This window comes from Paenibacillus tritici (assembly GCF_018207515.1).
Lineage (GTDB): Bacteria > Bacillota > Bacilli > Paenibacillales > Paenibacillaceae > Paenibacillus_AQ > Paenibacillus_AQ tritici.
The window spans coordinates 1,965,271-1,982,895 of the sequence record NZ_CP073365.1 but is presented as its reverse complement, the minus strand read 5'-3'; the positions used below and the strand labels follow the sequence as shown (position 1 = coordinate 1,982,895).

The window sequence follows — 17,625 nt, the reverse complement described above, 5'->3', positions numbered from 1 at the left end:
TCCCGTCTCTTCATTTAAATGCAAAAAACGCCCCTGAATTAGATTCAGGGACGATGATTATCGCGGTACCACCCTGGTTATCGTCCTGATCCGTAAAAAAACGGACAACTGCAGACGATCGCCTTGTGCGGCTGTTAACGGGCGCCCCCGGCGGGGTTGTCCCCGCACTCCGAAAGTAGCTTTCTGCCGGCCTGACTTCCAGGTTCTCACACCCGATGCGGGCCATCCGCAAAGGAACCTGTTCTCTGATGGAGCCATTCTCCGGCGTACTTGTTTTCATCAACGCTTTGTCCGATTTGCTTTTTAACATTTCAAGTATAGCCAGCGGGTGGTTTTCTGTCAATCTTGGGTAGGGAAATTCTCAAGCATAAAAACACCAAGCCATTTAAGTCAAAATGAAGTAAGCTGATTAATAATCAATTTGTAATTTATTACTTCAAGAAAACACAGAAATTAGGAGGCAATATGAAACTAACCATCGCTGATTTTACACAACATCTCAAGGAGTATGAATTTTTTTTAAGTGTAGAACGTAATTTATCGTTAAAATCAATTAAAGCTTATTTATCTGACTTGAATGGATTATACGCTTGGTACATTCTTCAGTCTCTAGACTTGATTACAAAAGAAAATTTGATTACATATTTAGAAGAATTGAACTCAAAAAACATATTGAGTGATTCAACAATCAAACGAAAATATATCAGTATCAAAGCCTTTTTCAACTATCTTGTTCAGACAGAAAAAATATCAGTTTCACCTATAGCAAGCTTCGGGAGGCATTTCAAAACAGCAAAACGCATTCCAAAGACACTATCTGTAAACGAAATTGAGCGCCTTCTAAACTCCCCTCAAGAACATATGAAACAATTACACTCCTCCTTCAGGAGAATAATTTGTACACGGAATAATGCAATTATCGAGTTGTTATATGTGATTGGAATACGAATAGGGGAACTCGTTTCCATTGATCTAGAGGATTTTGATTTGGAGGAGAACACTATTCTGATTTTTGGGAAAGGACGTAAAGAACGGCTTCTATATATATCTAGTATTGAGGTAGTCAAAAAGATTAATGCATGGCTCAGTATTCGGGAAGAGTTAAACCCAAACTCAGATGCGCTTTTTATCAATAAATATGGAGATCGTCTTTCCATTTATTCTATAGAGGATATCTATGCTAAGTACAGAGATCTTGCAAACATCAGTAAGAAGTCCACTCCCCACTACTTACGACATAGCTTTGCAACACATTTACTAAACAATGGAGCCGATCTCCGCTCCGTCCAAGAAATTCTTGGGCATACCAATGTCAGTACTACCCAAATTTATACAGAAGTTTCTGTAGAACGAAAGAAAGAAGTTCTTAACCGATTCAATGCAAGAAATAATCTGAAATTATAGTTAAAAACCTCCTAATAACTCAGAATTATTTGGAGGTTTTTAATTATGAATGATTTAATATCCCTAATCCATGAGTTGAGGTTACATGCAAAACAAATAAGTGAAAAGTATAATATAGCACTAATTACCAATACCCGTTCACAAACTAGAGAAATAAATGGTCAGCCAGTCAATTATTCTTTAAGTAATGAATTTTTTTCGGATGAAGAATACGATGAGGTATTCGAAGGTATTAAAGGAACTGGCTTCTTTGTCGAAACTTTTTTTAATGAGCCTGAATTTATTATGACTGTGCTTAGAGAGGCATACTACAAAAACAAAAGATTAGTTTATAATCTCGCTAGAAATGGTGATTACGTTGGAAAAAAATCGTTAATCCCTTCTTTTTGCGACCTGTTACATATTCCATATACCGGAGCAGATGCATTTGTTATTTCTCTTAGCAGAGCTAAGTATACATATACTAAATTTTTAGAAAGTCACAATATTTTTGTTCCAGATAGTTGGGTATTGTCACCCATGGGATGGCTAGATAAAAGACCGCCTGATGGAAAGAAAGTTATCATTAAACCACTATATGAGTCTGCAAGTATCGGTTTAAGCTCTGAATCTATAATTGAATTCAACTCAAAAAAAGCTATTGAACTTCACGATTTATCCTATTCAAGTAACAAAAGCTTCTTGGTTCAAGAATTTATTGAAGGATATGAATGTGAAGTTCCACTATTAATTTCAAATAAACCTTTTGCTTTCGAGCCAGTTGGGGTGTCAATAAATGATAAAAGATTATTAAATGAAGCGATTATAACTTTTGATCATTCTTACAATAATTCTTATAATTTTTTCGCTTTAAGTGAAGAGTTGCCACAATCCATAATAGAAAAGACAAAAGAATCCGCAAAAATCATTTCTTGTCTTGTTGGACTCAGAAATTATGGGAGAATCGATTTTCGGATTAATAACAATGGTATTCCCTACTTGATGGATATTGCTGCCTCTCCTTATACCACTAAACACAGTTCATTTTCTTTTGTATTTGATAGATTGGGCTTTGAAACTCAGCATATATATAGTTCAATTATTGCTTTAGCAACAAATGTGTAGCTACTTACTAAAGTGACGAGAATTGTAAATCGGAAAACAAAAACAACCTACAATAAAAACTACATGCCGCTTCCATAGGGGACGATTGTTCATAAACCCATCGATCAAGAGCAACTGGGTCAAGATCTAATTTCCTACTAATGAGATTATCTAAAGCGAGAACTCGGTTCGTAAGTTGTTTTTGTATTTTTCTATGATATTCAGGGACACACTGTTTGAAATCGGCTAAATACTGCTTTGAAGTTTCCCAGTTTTTATTTAGTATTTCAATAACTAAATATATATTTTTAATATAATATTCATAAAAACGATCTTCATTTGCTATAAGAATATATTTTCTTAAATCATCTACTACTTTATTGCAATTATGAAAATCTTTCTTCATTAGAAAAATATTAGCAAGATTAAGCAGCATTATAGCGTCCTTTTCACTTGGCTTCATTGATATTTGACTTTTTAAATTAACAATCGTTTCATCTACAATAGGGTGACTTATTTCAAAATCTTCTCTTCTCAAGTGTGATAAAAACCTAGTTAAATAAAGATTATTATAAATCTTTTCTTTGGATGGAAAGTTGATGTATTTGTGATCACTTATTAAATGCAGACACCCATCTAAATGGGATAAAGCCTTATCAAATTTACTCAAGACCATTAATATTCCAGCAAGATTGCAGAGAGAAAAATAATATTGAAGATAGTCTGATGACTGCTCAAAATAAATAACAGCATCTTCTATTGCCACTTCAGACATTACAGGAGATTTATATAAGAAGGCTTTTCTCTGTACTACTTTACCTAAATATTCAAAGAATTTATTATGCTGATTATTTGTTATAAAAGTTAGTAACTTTAACGCTAGTTGTTCAGTTTTATCGAAATCCCCTAATTTATTTGAATACGTTGAAAATAAGACAAAAGAACAAATTGCCCATTCTTCTTTTTCATTCACCTCAAGTTCCCTAAGTAAAAAATCCAGTTTTTGAACGTGGGATTTGATACGATCAGTGTTCATATCAAGCATAAGTGATACAAGAAGTTCCATTCGGGCAACTTCTGACTTGAGTAATAGAGAACCAGTATCAGAAATAGATTTTAGTTTTTCATAAGCATAAGAATAATCTTCCTCCAAGTAGGACTTACAAGCATCTATCATATTATTAAAGGTTCTTAGATAGACTTTCATATTATAGTTATCACTATTCTTAATTGTTTTTCTAAGCGCTTTTTCAATATAATCGCAATCCCCGGGTTGGGATGCTACAAAAATATTCCGGCAATAGGCTAATATGAAAAGTCCAACTATTTCTTGAGTATGGATGCCTTCAATATCACCTAATGATAAATGAATGGCACGTGTTAAGTAGTCCTCTGGCTTGTTTTCTTTTAAAAAATTGTAGTATTGCAAATGGAATCTTGAATGTGTTCCGTGTAGCTTCATATAAAAAAAGTCCTGAATAAAACTGTTTGAAAAAACGTACTGATTACCTTTTTTTAAGAGTAGGTTTTCACAACAATTGTTTAATATTTCGTCTATATTAGTTTTTTCCTTACATAAAAAACTAATTTCCTTTGTACTAAAGTCTCCAGTGATAATGGATGAAGCTTTTAATATATCAGAATAATCCAACTTCTTATCACCTAATAGGTCCAATCTACACTCCAGTAATACTTTCAAGTCCAAGTTTGCTTGATCAGTTACAACATTTGTTAATTTATTTAAGTAGAGCCCTTCTACAACAATTTTAATAAAGTCGATGTTCGCACCACTTAGAGACATGATATTTTCAAGGTCATGTCTAGATAAAGATAACTTGTATCCCAATACTTTAAGCATTTCTCCAATTTCATCTATTTTAGGCAGTTCTAAATAAATATTCAGGCCTTCAGTAAATAACATTTTTGAATTCAAGTAACTGCTTTGTTTTTCCTCGTCGTCGGTAATTATAATTATCTTTACCTTTTTGTCTTTTAGCGTTTTTTTGGAATGTCTTAAAGCTTCGAGAAATGATTGAGATGATTTGTCCCAAAAGTGATAGCTATCAGCAATTATCAATATATTTTCTTCAGCCAAATGCGCTATTTTTTTGGCGAAAAAATTGATTTTCGAGTCAAAAACTTCTTTCTTTTTGAAAGAATTTGTTAACCCTAAATTTATAAATTCAAATATTTTAAATCCAAAATTAAAACCAAAATTGTTATGTTCAAGATAAGGATGATTGACATCTTCCGATAACGTAATTGTTGAGTAAGGGTCATTAAGTCCTAACTTCCCTTCAATGTAGAAAGCAGCCCAATTCTCATAATTAGTGCGTAATTCTTTTAAGCAACTTTTTATTATCTCAGTTTTCCCACCACCCAATGGACCATGGAGATGAACAATACTTGTTTTGGAATTTTCTATCCCTTCAACAATTTTCTGTTTAAACTCTAATTGCTTTCTGGATAATGGCACTTAAATTAAACCTCCAAATAATTCTGAGTTATTAGGATATATTTCTTTAGAAATACACCGCATTATTTTTGTTTCAACATGATAATCGACATATTCGACTTTTTTCAAAATAATCCTTTTTTCTACCATATCTTTCACAGATCTTTCACTAACGACATAATTAGCCATTCGTTTTCGATTCCGCACTATTCTTACTTCGACAGCAAGAGCAAGTCTGCAAACGTTAGAGCTTCAGCTAGTAGCCATTACAGCCTGGAATGATAGCCGATCTCGCATTGTCGTGAATCTTACCCTCACATTCATTTTGGGTTGTTCTAATGTTGCATCATCTGCAACTCGGAATCTTAGATAACCAGCGTCCATCAGACATTGTTGCAGTAACTGCGGGATTACATCCACCTAAGCGGACTGGGGGCGGAAAAATGCTGTTTTTTATGCAACATAACAGGATTGCGGTTGGTATAATGAGGGGGAATGTTGTAATTTGTGCATGATTTTGGCGGGAAGTTGATAGTGTCAGGGAGAATGGTAGAAGCAGACCCGGAGGAGGATACGGAATTGAGCAAAATCATTAACTGGGGCATTATCGGCTGCGGGGATGTAACTGAGGTCAAGAGTGGTCCGGCTCTGCAAAAGGCTGAGGGTTCACAGCTTACGGCTGTCATGAGACGAAACGGAGCACTGGCAGAGGATTATGCACGGCGGCATGGAGTGCCTGGGTGGTATAGCAAGGCAACCGATCTCCTGAATGATCCCGGAGTGAATGCCGTATATATCGCCACACCGCCGTCTACTCATATGGAGTACACTTTAGCGGCTGCCCAAGCCGGAAAACCTGTCTATGTCGAGAAGCCGATGGCTCTCAATACAGCAGAATGCGAAGCCATGATTGCTGCCTGCGGGCAGGCAGGGGTCCCACTCTACGTTGCTTATTACCGGAGAGGCCTTCCGCGCTTCCGCAAGGTTAAGGAGTGGCTGGATACGGGAGCGATCGGCGAACCCAGGTTCGTTCGTACTCTGCATATGACTAAGCCGCTTACGGCAGTAAGTGAGGAGAACTGGCGGGTGGACCCGGCAATTTCCGGCGGCGGTTTATTGCTCGATGTGGGCAGTCATACACTCGATCTGCTTGATTTCCTGCTTGGCCCGATTCAGGATGTCAATGGACATGCGTCCAACTTTGGAAGTCCTTACACACCTGAGGATACCGTCTCAGGAAGATACCGCTTTGAGACAGGTGTCCATGGGACGGGCATCTGGTGCTTTAATGCTTTTTCTAACGAAGACCTTACTGAAATCGTCGGCAGCCGCGGCAGTATCACCTTCTCCACCTTTGCGGAGCAGCCGGTTATTCTCCGGACCGAAGACGGGGAGCAGCCTGAATTCATTGCCCATCCGCCCCATATCCAGCAGCCGCTGATCCAGTCCATTGTAGATGAGCTTCTGGGATACGGCACCGCTCTCAGCACTGGCGATACCGCTATCCGTACCAGCCGTGTGATGGATGAACTGGTACGGAATTACAATGGACGCTGACAGGCGGCATACTTAAGAACAGCTCCGGTTTCTATTACCAATGCTTATCCCGCAATCTAATAGCTCCCCTTGAAAATAAACCGCAACCCAAACAACCAGCCGCCGGGCAGATTCCCGGCGGCTGGTTGTTTAACTGCGTCTGTATCTTATCCATTCATTCTATCAATTAAGACTGGCGAGTATCCTTTACAGCTTCCAGATCCGGTACAAGATCACTACTGCTTCCGCGCGGGAGAGGGTGTCCCCCGGAGCAAGCTTGTTGTTCTTACCGTTCACTACGCCGTATTTCAGCAGGGCGGACACGCTGTCCTTGGCATAGGCGGAGATTTGACCGGCATCGCTGTAAGATGCAATTGCTCCGTTGCCTTCACCCGTGATTCCAGCCGCCTTCAGGGCACGCGCTGCAATCACCATCATCTCCTGGCGGGTAATGACGCCCGCTGGCTTGAAGGTATTGTCCGCATAGCCTGTGACGATACCGAGCTGCTTCGCGGCGGCAAGCTCCTTGCTGTATACCGCGTTGCTCTGGACATCGCTGAAGCCTGCAACTGCTTCAGCAGCAGCCTTAAGCTCCAGCACCTTCACCAGCGAGGCGGTAAAGTCTGCTCTGTTCATAGGAGCCGCAGGCAGGAAGCTGTTGCCGCCCGGAATGATATCGCGCGCATCCATGGCAGCGACAGCTTGCTTCGCCCATGACAGGTTCCCCAGATCCGTGAACGATAGCGGAGCATAGGCTGCCACAAACGTGCCGGACCCGAAGGTCTGGAATACAAATCCTCCTTTAGCCGCGTCATAACGGCTGTTCACAACAGCAGTCAGGGAGGCATTGCCCGTCAGAGAGCGGATGACTAACGAATCCAAGTTCCCCTGCTCTTCCACTGAAGGCTGATACGGAATGGTTACGGTAATCGGCGTACCCGGATTGCTCCAGGCTATCCGCTGCCCCGCGGCCCATAGACTCAGCTCCATTACCGGACGGGTGCCGGTCTGCTTAGTAACTGCTGCGTCCAGGCCCGATGCCGGGACTTCTTGTATACGAATAGAGATGGAATCCGTGCTCGCTGTAATACCAGCCAACTGCTCACTTGGGATTGACAGCGTGGCAACACCATTCTTGATAACAAGCAGATACTTCTCCTGCCCCTTCATGCTTGACAGCGGCAGCTGAGCTTCATAGGAGACCGCACCTGTCTGCTTAGGCAGATCAATGACGATCTGTTTGCGGCCGTCCGCAGCCGGGACGGCTTGCTTCAAGGCCTGCTGCCACAGTTCGCTTGTAACAATGGCCTTCGCCTCTCCGCCCTCGGTCTTCACCTCTGGTCTGAGCGTAATTACGCCATCCTTACTCTCCAGATTCACAGGCTTCGGCGCCGGTGTGCTACTGCTGTAGTTCGTACCGCCGTACACAGGTTCCGGTGTCGGCGATGGTGTGGCTTCCGGTTCCGGCGTTGCTGCCGGTGTCGGTGTTGGCGTTGGGGTCGGCTTCGTCGGCGGTTCAGCGCCGTCTTTGGCCTTAAGCGTCAACACTCCGTAGACGGAGGTGTCCTGATAACCGTTCCCGGTGGTATCATTCCAGGCGGCAACACTTTGCCGGACGCCGCTCTTGGCGTCGTTAATCTGAGTGTCGAAGCCGACCTTAGTGCCTCCGGCCGGGGTGATTTTTTTGAACGGAATCTTCATTTCAAGGGTATAGCTTGTTCCGGCTACCTTGGTGGCCGACTCGAAGCCTGCACCGATGGCTACCGGACTGAAGGAGGCTTCATTGTCATAATTGACCCGGAACTGTCCGTCATCGTCCTGATAGAAGGTGGTGCGGCCCAGATTCTCATCCAGGAAGACCTCGACAGAGTCCTGCTCCCATACATTCGGGTTACTCTTATCGAGCTGGGCGTCGCTGACCTTAATCAGTACATACAAATTCTGGTCATCCCACAGCGTACGTGCGGTTCCGCTTGCACCCTGCCAGGCCAATTGATACCGGTTCACTGCCATCTCAGGCGCCGAGGACCAGATTGCATCCGCAGTTCCGTCAATAACCGGTGTGCCGTAAACAGCCTCAGACACATTAGCCTCTGCCCTGTTCGGTTCATGCTCAGCCATATATTTTGCCGGATCAATGACGCCGTAATAGGCCGGTTTGGCCTGCAAATTCCGGTCAAACAGCAGCGGACTGGAGACAGCTCTCCAGCTCGTACGGTCATCCATTCCCCAGAAGGTAACACGAGCAATATTGGCGGCATATGTCTTGTAGAGATCCATCAATTTCGCATACAGATAGCCTTGGTCCACCAATTCCTTCTCCGTTTGCTTATTGTCGCTTCCGGCTTGGATATCCAGCTCGGTAATGCTGACCTCTACGCCAAGCGAGATGAATTTCTCCAGCGACAGCTTGACGTTATCGGGATTTGTGTTGATGTTGTAATGTGCCTGCATCCCCACACCATCAACCAGCAGCTTCCCGGGGTTCGCAAGCGCGTACCTGTCGTTGATTTCCTTGACCATACTGTAGATAGCCTGGGCTTTGTTCTGGTTATCATCGTTATAATCATTGTAATACAGCTTGATATCCCACTCCGGATGATCGTCCAGCACCTCTCTGGCCGCCAGGAAAGCCTGCTCTACATAGTCCGCACCGATGGCATTATACCAGTTAGACTGACGCAGAGCGTCTTGCCAGTTGGACGGGTTAGACGGGTTATCATTCATTGCTTCATTGACTACATCCCAGGAGATCACCCTGCCCTCAAAATGCTCCATAACCTCCCGGATATGCGTTCTAAGATTGGTGAGTGCTTCGGCACGCCCCAAAGGAACGGTTTTGCCTGCTGCATCCGTGCTCAGGTTCATCCAGTCAGGCGACTGCTGATACCATACCAGCACATGCCCATGCATTTTCATCCCTTCAGCCAGCACTTTGTTCACCATCGCATCTGCCGCTGTAAACGTGAAATTACCCTTAGTCGGCTGCAGCGCATCCGGCTTCATGGCATTGCCTGCGGTAGCCACGTTATGATGCATTTTCAGCAGATCCAGCCGGACCCCTTCCAGATCCTCGGCGGATAAGGCGTTGCCGATCAGGAAGTCATTCTGATAAGCCGCTTTTAGAGGAACCAGATCCCTTTGAATATCAACCGGGCCGGTGCCTGTATGCTCAAAAGTGATATCGTCGATATAAAAGGAGGCTGCTGAGTTATTGGAGCTCTCAATATAAAGGGTCAGATATTCGCCGCCCACACTGTTATAGCGGTAGCTGCCCTCAAATTTGACCCAGCCGTCAGCGTTGCTGATGGTCTTGGGGGACAGGGCCACATAACTCGCACCACTGTCATTGCCCACCTGCGTGGACAACTGGAGCTGCGCGCTTGCCGGATCGATCAGCTTGACCCAGGCGGAGATGTTATATTCGCTGCCCTTATCCACGTATTTCTCGACACGCAGGGAAGGCCCGTGCCAGGTAGCCGTTCTGCCTTCCACCTTCAGCGCATAGGAACCATCCGCCGTATGATTCGCTTCATTGGTCACCGTGAGCAGCTCGGTTCCCGCCCTGCCGGTGAATCCGCCCGCCGTCTGGTCTTCAAAATCAACCGTGCTGAACGGCAAGGCCGGTTCTCTTACAGGATCTTCCCCGCCGCCTGGTGTGCCCTCCTCAGTGAACAGAATATCTCCAAGGTAAAAGGGTACTGCGGCCCCGGCCTCGTTGGAGTTGATACGCAGGGAATGATCCTTCTTACTGGTATCCACCGTAAATTTCTTAGTCAGGGTTACAGATTGCCCTGCTTTATAAGGTACTGATGCATCGTTGGTGTAATCGTCCACTGTCTGTAGGGCTGCATTAGCATCGCTTGGGACCGCCACATTTGCGTCAACGTAGACAACCGCAGTGACGGTGTACGTTTTTCCGTTCTTGAGACCTATGTCCGTGAACTTGAAATCAACCGCATCCCAGTTATTCACCCGGTTGCTTACGTACAACGCCGCTTCATCGGTATTCCCGTCGAAAGGAACATCCTTGACTGCACTAAGGCTAGCGCCCCCGGATGGGACTGCCTTGCCTATGCCACCCGCAAACGTTTCGTGATAGACCGTGGTCGTGGCCTCCGCCGCTTGAGCCGCCGGAACATATCCGCCTGCCGGAAGAAGCAGAAGGGCTGCCAGCAGTACCAGAGAGACTTGCTTGATCATTCTCTTCATGCATTGCACTCCTCTGTATGAAATTTAGGTTTCAATAAGTTAAGCGCTTCCAAGGCAATCGAAAGCCTTTCCTTTCACCACCCAAATCGTAGCACAAGGACAAAAATGCGTCTTACCCGAAACTAAAGGTTGTACCGTGCTTTTTATAGTTCATTTCACTGGAGTGTCACAATTTAAGCAGCACCTATCCCCTACTCTACAAGCCGGATGCTACAGAGGACGGAAATAGTTGGATTTTCAACACTTGCTGGTGAGCGAATGCCCCGTACTTAATCAGCAGTTGGACAAACAGCACTTACATCATCCCATTTCCTCCAAAGTAGTGAAAACCATCCGTGTTAGATGCTGTTTTTCCACTTGCTTCAGCAGATTGCTGGGAAGTTGACGAATTAAGATACGTTTATCCAATTGCTGGCCGGGACAAGCCACTCCTACCTGAGAACACTTGGACCGCCTGACGTAGCTCGGCATCGTATCGTGCCAGCCTTCATTACACCACGTGCAGGGAGTCTGCACGAAGATGCAAAAAAACGCAAAACAGCACTTCTCAGTAACGCGAGAAATGCTGTTCTGTTATCCTTTTCTCTTAAACAGGACTATTTCATATATGGGTGATCCGCCAACAGAGGACAGCCTTATCACCAGCAGCTATCAGATCAGCTTATGCGCATACCACTTCTTCCCCCGGAAGCGCCACAGGAACACAGCTCCGCGGACGGCCCACTCGCAGTTCATCGCCAGCCACACGCCCAGAACCCCGTAACCCAGCACAATCCCCAGAATGTAGCCGAATATGACCCGGAACAGCCACATGGTCAGCATCGAAGCTATTGAGGTGAAGCGGGAATCGCCCGCTGCCCGCAGCGCAGACGGCAGAATGAAGCTGAAGGCCCACAGCGGAATCTGGGCGATCGCATTCACCAGCAGCACCACGAACAGATCATCAATAATCTCCGGCGGCGGGGAGAAGATCGACACCAGCGGATGGAACAGCGGCATCAGGATCAAGGCCACCAAAGCATAAGAGGCGGAACCGATCCAGAGGAAGGACTTGATAAACTTTCGGGCATCTGCCACATCCCCCCGCCCGATACACTGGCCGACCACCGTTACGATCGTCAGTGACAACGCACTGGCCGGAATTTGAAACACCATCGCCAGCGACCCGGCGATCGCATTGGTGGCAATCGCATAGGTGCCCAGACTGACGATGAATATCTGGGTCAGCAGCTTGCCGCCGTTGAAGAACATCTGCTCCGCAGCGAACGGCACACCGATGAACATGATTCTGCGCAGCATGGAGAGCGGAACATGGAACAGGTCGCGGACCTGCACACGCAGCACTGTATCAATCTTGAACAGGTACACCAGGGCAAAGATCATGCCCGCATACCGCGCGATGTTGACCGCCAGCGTCATCCCCAGCACACCCATGTGCAGCAGGTTAATGAAGACAATGTTCAGGAGTACATACAGCAGATTCATAATCAGCGACAGCAACAGCGAAGCCCGCGTCCGCCCCACGCCCCGCAGCGCACCGCATACGGCCTGAACCACGGCGATTCCTAAGTAAGAAATACTGCTGCCGATCATATAGACCCGGGCGTTGTCCAGCACATCGGCGGAGGCGTTCCCGAACAGTAAATTCAATATTGGCGTATGAAAGGACATAAGCAAGAGACCAATCCCCACCGAGATCAGCGATACGGAGGCGACCGAACCGGCCGTGGCCTGGGAGACCATCCGGTCATTTCCGCTGCCTTTATACTGGGCAACTACCACCGTTCCTCCCGTCGCAATAGCAACAAATACGTTAATCAAGAAAATATTCAGAGAATCTACCATATTCACTGCACTAACCGCCGCCATCCCCGACGAGCTGATCATCGCAGTGTTGACCAGATTCAGCCCGATAATGAAGGCCTGGTCAATCAGAATCGGAAGAAACAGGGCGATAATTTGCCGGTAATCCATTCCTTCCCCGGACAGATATTTCTCCAGCCATTTCTTGGCCGGCAGACGGGCTTGAAGCTGCATAAACATATCACATTCTTTTCTGTAGAATATTTGCAGGCATACAATACATACATTCCTTCCAGTTTACTACAGATTCCATTCCAAGTCTGTGTTAAGTCTGTATTACTTTTTAGACGACGATGACAAAATAGAAACACGTACTCCATTGCCATCCCTTTCGCTCTAAGTAAAATCCTGGATCTGTCCGAAATATAGCTTGTGACTATTTATTGCGGGAGGAGGAGTCTCTGATGAATAATGAAATCGTCAAAAGTCTGATCGGGCAGGTTACGGAAGAAGTCATGTCCGAGAACAAAGCCGCCTTGGAGCAGGCTGGAAACAGCCAGGCCAGTATTCAATTAGCCGTGCAGCTGTCCGCCGTTACCACCCTGAAAATCCTTGAAAAGCTGGAGCTGATTGATAAGGATTAAGCTTCCGCACAGTTGGTCTGTGCTACATACCTGTGATGTATTCTACGTAAATAACCCGCAGGGTAGAGGACCTCTACCTGCGGGTTATGATTACTTGGGCAAGATTTTTGTGGGTGACACAACTTCCCTTCTCAACTATTTAGTTGGATGACTCAGTGAACTTTAATATTGATGCTAAGGGACTGCCAGGGGCAGTGTAGAAGGCAGTTTAGTTCCAATATGTGTTAAATTGAGGTTGTCAGGAGCAGTACCTGTGCCTTATTGCCAAGAGTTTTTTTAAATTGATTTAAGGGAGCGGAAGAAAATGGGGGCAGATTTCACAGCTTTCTTAGGACATAATTTAAATAGGGATGAAATTCAAATATTATGTCATGCACTAAATTCTAGATCTTTAAAGCACGTCGGTGAATTCATTAACTTCCTGCTCCCACATAACCCTAAGGATGAGGATAAACTTTTTACAGTTCATGAGGAGATTGGTGGCACTGTGGAAATCAGCGGACCTTGCGGAATGAATTTAACATTCTCGGAAAAGGTTTGTTATTTTCATCATTATATAAGATGGAGAAGCTTTCTCTTAGAGGACGAGCTTCAACTTTATTTAAAGAAAGTCACCTTCGATTTAGCCCGTTATTTTTCATCAGAATATGCAGTTTATGTACCGGACAGTGGATCAAGAGAGTCAGGAGTTCTAGATTTTATTTGGGAAGATGAAAATAAGGATATCCATTTTATAAGGAATTGGCTTCTTGAACGTTGCGGAACACCTAAAGAGAAAATTATTGATATTTATAAAGAATACGATGATTACTGGGATTCTGAAGGATATTACGTAGATTATTTTAGTGATTTAAAGTAGGGTTCTCATGGTTCTCATTCATCAAACGGGACACGTTAATTGAACAACAACAGCGGCAGTTTAAGACTTTATTTATCTAGTCTTGTTCTGCCGCTGTTTCATTTAATGGATCAATCTAAAACATTTTCACAGAAGATCGGCACGGAAGTCTCCATACCGTTGTCTGGACTCTGTAGAACACGAGTACGCTATACCATTATGGACATCAAGCAGCGTCAGCCGGCAGCCATGCTTAGCCCCTGTGTCAATGCCAATCTTTCCGCCGCTTCTCCAGATCTTCCCCGCCGCCGCTCCCAGTTTGAAGGTCGGGGTGTGTCCGAACACAATGCCCTGTCCGGCGAAGGCGGGCAGCGGAGCTTCCCAGAAATCCTGGCGGATCTCGGTCATATCCAGCAGCGTCTGCTGCTCCAGCGGCACTCCGGGACGGAACCCGGCATGTACAAACAGATATCCGTCCGCCTCCACATACGGAGGTAACTGACACAGCCAGTTACGGAAGGTTAACTCCACTGCCGAGTGTCCTTCAGGCTGGCTCAGCAGCTTCGTCTCCATATTACCCGGAACGGCGAGTGCTCCCTCCCGGGTTAAGCTTCGTATCAACTCAAGCGTTGAGCGGCTCTGCGGGTCCTCATCTATGTAATCCCCCACCAGAATCAGCTGGTCTGTCCTGGGATTATAGGCGGCGGCATCGAGCAGCTGCTGCAGTCCTGCGGCATGTCCATGGATGTCCGATACTGCAAGCAGCCGGTAAGCTTTCTGTAGGGTGTGCGGCATTTTATCAACGGCCTTTCCGGTAAAATCGCTTTTCTCTCACAGCCCGTACAAATAAGCGGCGTGGCTGGGGAGTTCCATACGGATATCCTTGTCTGTCTCCACATAGTCTTCACTGAACAGATACAGTCTTTCGCCTCTTTCCGTTTCTGCCAGCGTCCGCCATCTCGTCCCTTCAAAGGTGCAATGGACGACCCTGGCCTCCAGAATATTCGTCTTCCTGTCCCTCTCACCGGCTATATCTGAATTCTCCCTCAGGAGTGCAAGTGCTTCCGGACGGAAACGCAGCTCAGCGGGGCCGTTCACCTGAAGTATCCCTCCCGGCTCACACAGGATTCCGGAGACACGTCCGGCGGAACAAGCGATAGCCGGTTCTTCAGCTGTGCCGGCAAATTGTCCCTTAAGCACGTTGATGGCTCCGAGCAATGAGGCTGCTTGTCGGCTTGCCGGTTTATGATAACAGGCAAAGGGCGTATCGAACTGGTCGATCGCACCGCTGCGCATCAGCAGAAGCCTGTCCGCCATAGCAAAGGCTTCCTCCGGGTCATGCGTGACATGGAACACACTCATCCTCAGCCTGCGGAAGAGGACTGACATTTCCGTCCGCATCTCGACGCGCAGGCGCATATCCAGATTGGAGAGCGGTTCATCGAGCAGCATCAGCCTCGGTTCGGTTACGAGCGCCCTGGCAATCGCTACCCGCTGCTGCTGCCCGCCGGACAGCTGCGGCGGCAGACGCCGCTCAAAGCCTTCAAGCTGCAGCAGGGCAAGAGCACCGGCCACCTTGTCTTTCATCTGCTGGGCGGGCATCCGTTTCTCCTTCAGTCCATACGCCACATTCTCAAACACATTCAAATGCGGCCATAACGCATAATCCTGGAAGACCATGTTGATGCCGCGTTTTTCGGGCGGCAGCATCTTAGCCGCTGTAGCAATGGTCTGGCCGTGCAGCAGAATCTCGCCACCGTCTGGACGGCTTAAGCCAGCCACAAGCTGCAGCAGCGTCGATTTACCGCAGCCGGACGGGCCCAGCACGCTGATGATTTCACCTTCCTGAAGCTCGAGGCTGAGGCCGGTTAATGCTTTATAATCGCCGTAGCTTTTCTGCAGATTTCTAACCTCAAGCAGCGGCTTGCCTGTCACCGGAACCGTCTGTGCTTGTGCCTCTCTCATGCTGTAGCCCCTTTTCTCTTGAAGACCGCTTCAATCACGATCAGAATCAGTACAATAATGCCTCCTCCGGTAACCGTTGCCGCAGAGGCGTAGCCAAACCGCATATCCTCGAACGCATCATCTATTACAATCGGCAGAGTCACGAAATTCGGCGGGAACAGAATCGAATTGACTGCCAGATCGAACACACAGGAGCCGAACGCAGCAAGTGCACCCGATACCAGTGCTCCGCGGATCAGCGGGATCAGTATCCTTCTCACCCGGCTGACCAGCGAAGCTCCCTGTAGCTGGGCGGCATCGAGCAGATGCTCGGGGACTTTAGCCATCGAGCCGGTAATCATCCGGGTAATCACCGGAATAGCTCCGGCAATAGCCGCCAATACGAGAATCGTTGGCGTGCCGTAGAGCCTCAGTCCCAGCACCTCGAGCCATTTTTGATTCCAGACAAAGATATACCCGATCCCCAGCACCACTCCCGGCACTGCAAATGAGATTAGTGTCGCGGTCTCGATGGCTTTTTTGAACCTGAACCGGGAATACGAAAGGACGAACGCAGCGCCCAGACCGATGAGAAGCCCGGCCAGCGAAGCAATGGCGGCAATCGCCAGGGATCTGCCGATTCCCGGGAACAAATCTGCTCCTTGCCGGAACAGCTCGGCATAATGCTGAAGCGTCAGGTTGCTGCGGACCAGGCCGTCTGACTGCACTTGCAGAACAGACATCACTAGACTCGAGCCAATCGGAATACCAATGACAACAATGAGCAGCAGAATGACCGCGCCGCTAAGAAGCCAGTGATATTGGCCGGAAGACCCGGGAATCAGGCGCTCGGCCCGTCCTGACAAAATATCGTAACGGGACCTGCACAGAATGTAGAACTGGACAGCGATTGCCAGTGTAATCAGCAGCACCAGATATAATGACAGCACCCCGGCCATGTCAAAACGGATCGGTGAAGTATAAATGGCCGAGTAGATAGAATAAGGCAGTGTCGGGAAACGGTACACCACGGCTATCGCCGAAGGCAATCCGAAATCACCTATGGTATCCATAAAGACCAGCAGAGCTCCTGAGCAGATCGAAGGCAGAAGCAGCGGCGCCTCAATGCTCAGCCAGACCCGCCATGGACGGGCACCGCATAACCGTGCTGCCTGTGACAGCATATCCATTTTCCATTCCATGGCCGCTCTTACCGTAAGATATGCCAGAGGAAACTTGCTGAAGGTCATCACCACGATCAGTCCTCCGGGAGAAAACACCGCACCGCTGACCCACTTCCAGCCCAGCAGCGAAGCCGCCAGACCATTGCCTGCCGAGAACATAATCCAGCCCTGGGCAAGGATGAAGGAGGGCATGATGAACAAGATCCAGGCTGCCGCATCCAGGGCAGCGGCGCCTGCGAACCTCCAGCGGGAACGGATCACCGCCAGCACTGTCCCCAGAAGGGTTCCTAACAGCGTCGTCCCCAGCCCCAGCAGGAGAGAATTCTCCAGGGATTTTCTCCATAGCGGACGGTTGAATACATCCAGCAACAGGGACAAATCCCCGAAGTTCAGCTCTCCAAAGAATACTCCCGGCAGCAGCACCTGAATGATTACCGCCGCTAACGGGCACAGGACTAGAACACCCAGCAGAATGCTGACTATCCAGCCCAGCCGGTTTACATTCAGAACTCTGAGCATGAC

At 46.9% G+C, this 17,625-nt stretch carries 11 protein-coding genes; 5 read left to right on the top strand and 6 right to left on the bottom strand.

All coding sequences use genetic code 11. The annotated features are described in order from the left end of the window. The first annotated feature begins 465 nt into the window (after nt 1–465). Together KDC22_RS08375 and KDC22_RS08370 are read left to right on the top strand one after the other, a co-directional pair. Entirely contained in the window at nt 466–1,404 is a 939-nt protein-coding gene (locus KDC22_RS08375) for a tyrosine-type recombinase/integrase (RefSeq protein ID WP_211722706.1), read from the top strand. A 45-nt stretch (nt 1,405–1,449) separates the two neighbouring features. Further along, a complete protein-coding gene (locus KDC22_RS08370) occupies nt 1,450–2,508 on the top strand; it encodes an ATP-grasp domain-containing protein (RefSeq protein ID WP_211722705.1) in 1,059 nt (352 codons plus the stop codon). Nucleotides 2,509–2,515: 7 nt separating this feature from the next. On the opposite strand, the gene KDC22_RS08365 is transcribed toward KDC22_RS08370, so the two are convergent. Then, nucleotides 2,516–4,963 (bottom strand): hypothetical protein, encoded by a 2,448-nt coding sequence (locus KDC22_RS08365; RefSeq protein ID WP_211722704.1) that lies wholly within the window; start codon nt 4,961–4,963, stop codon nt 2,516–2,518. 558 nt (nt 4,964–5,521) lie between these two features. On the opposite strand from KDC22_RS08365, the gene KDC22_RS08360 reads away from it, so the two are divergent. Next, entirely contained in the window at nt 5,522–6,499 is a 978-nt protein-coding gene (locus KDC22_RS08360) for a Gfo/Idh/MocA family protein (RefSeq protein WP_246553396.1), read from the top strand. A 186-nt stretch (nt 6,500–6,685) separates the two neighbouring features. On the opposite strand, the gene KDC22_RS08355 is transcribed toward KDC22_RS08360, so the two are convergent. Continuing rightward, nucleotides 6,686–10,690 carry a glycoside hydrolase family 10 protein gene (locus KDC22_RS08355; RefSeq protein WP_211722702.1) on the bottom strand — a complete coding sequence of 1,335 codons (4,005 nt, stop codon included), beginning with the start codon at nt 10,688–10,690 and terminating at the stop codon, nt 6,686–6,688. A gap of 651 nt (nt 10,691–11,341) precedes the next feature. Further along, nucleotides 11,342–12,727, bottom strand: a complete 1,386-nt coding sequence (locus KDC22_RS08350; RefSeq protein ID WP_425517051.1) for an MATE family efflux transporter — start codon at nt 12,725–12,727, stop codon at nt 11,342–11,344. 230 nt (nt 12,728–12,957) lie between these two features. On the opposite strand from KDC22_RS08350, the gene KDC22_RS08345 reads away from it, so the two are divergent. Together KDC22_RS08345 and KDC22_RS08340 are read left to right on the top strand one after the other, a co-directional pair. Then, nucleotides 12,958–13,137, top strand: coding sequence for a hypothetical protein (locus KDC22_RS08345; protein WP_173138194.1), 180 nt, complete (start codon nt 12,958–12,960; stop codon nt 13,135–13,137). 304 nt (nt 13,138–13,441) lie between these two features. Next, nucleotides 13,442–13,996, top strand: coding sequence for a hypothetical protein (locus tag KDC22_RS08340; RefSeq protein WP_211722701.1), 555 nt, complete (start codon nt 13,442–13,444; stop codon nt 13,994–13,996). A 126-nt stretch (nt 13,997–14,122) separates the two neighbouring features. Here the strand turns inward: KDC22_RS08340 and KDC22_RS08335 are convergent, their stop codons facing one another. Genes KDC22_RS08335 through KDC22_RS08325 form a run of 3 tightly spaced genes read right to left on the bottom strand, consistent with a single transcriptional unit; the run spans nt 14,123 to nt 17,622 of the window. Continuing rightward, nucleotides 14,123–14,770 (bottom strand): metallophosphoesterase, encoded by a 648-nt coding sequence (locus KDC22_RS08335; RefSeq protein ID WP_211722700.1) that lies wholly within the window; start codon nt 14,768–14,770, stop codon nt 14,123–14,125. 36 nt (nt 14,771–14,806) lie between these two features. After that, complete coding sequence (locus KDC22_RS08330; protein WP_211722699.1) at nt 14,807–15,940, bottom strand: ABC transporter ATP-binding protein; 1,134 nt, start codon at nt 15,938–15,940, stop codon at nt 14,807–14,809. Then, nucleotides 15,937–17,622 carry an ABC transporter permease gene (locus KDC22_RS08325; RefSeq protein WP_211722698.1) on the bottom strand — a complete coding sequence of 562 codons (1,686 nt, stop codon included), beginning with the start codon at nt 17,620–17,622 and terminating at the stop codon, nt 15,937–15,939. The genes KDC22_RS08330 and KDC22_RS08325 overlap by 4 nt, the downstream gene beginning before the upstream one ends. Nucleotides 17,623–17,625 lie beyond the last annotated feature (3 nt).

Bases quoted from the DNA above. Each gene is read 5' to 3' on its own strand.
- KDC22_RS08375 (WP_211722706.1), top strand. From the start codon at position 466: ATGAAACTAACCATCGCTGATTTTACACAACATCTCAAGGAGTATGAA.
- KDC22_RS08370 (WP_211722705.1), top strand. From the start codon at position 1,450: ATGAATGATTTAATATCCCTAATCCATGAGTTGAGGTTACATGCAAAA.
- KDC22_RS08355 (WP_211722702.1), bottom strand. From the start codon at position 10,690: ATGAAGAGAATGATCAAGCAAGTCTCTCTGGTACTGCTGGCAGCCCTT.
- KDC22_RS08350 (WP_425517051.1), bottom strand. From the start codon at position 12,727: ATGCAGCTTCAAGCCCGTCTGCCGGCCAAGAAATGGCTGGAGAAATAT.
- KDC22_RS08345 (WP_173138194.1), top strand. From the start codon at position 12,958: ATGAATAATGAAATCGTCAAAAGTCTGATCGGGCAGGTTACGGAAGAA.
- KDC22_RS08340 (WP_211722701.1), top strand. From the start codon at position 13,442: ATGGGGGCAGATTTCACAGCTTTCTTAGGACATAATTTAAATAGGGAT.
- KDC22_RS08335 (WP_211722700.1), bottom strand. From the start codon at position 14,770: ATGCCGCACACCCTACAGAAAGCTTACCGGCTGCTTGCAGTATCGGAC.
- KDC22_RS08330 (WP_211722699.1), bottom strand. From the start codon at position 15,940: ATGAGAGAGGCACAAGCACAGACGGTTCCGGTGACAGGCAAGCCGCTG.
- KDC22_RS08325 (WP_211722698.1), bottom strand. From the start codon at position 17,622: ATGCTCAGAGTTCTGAATGTAAACCGGCTGGGCTGGATAGTCAGCATT.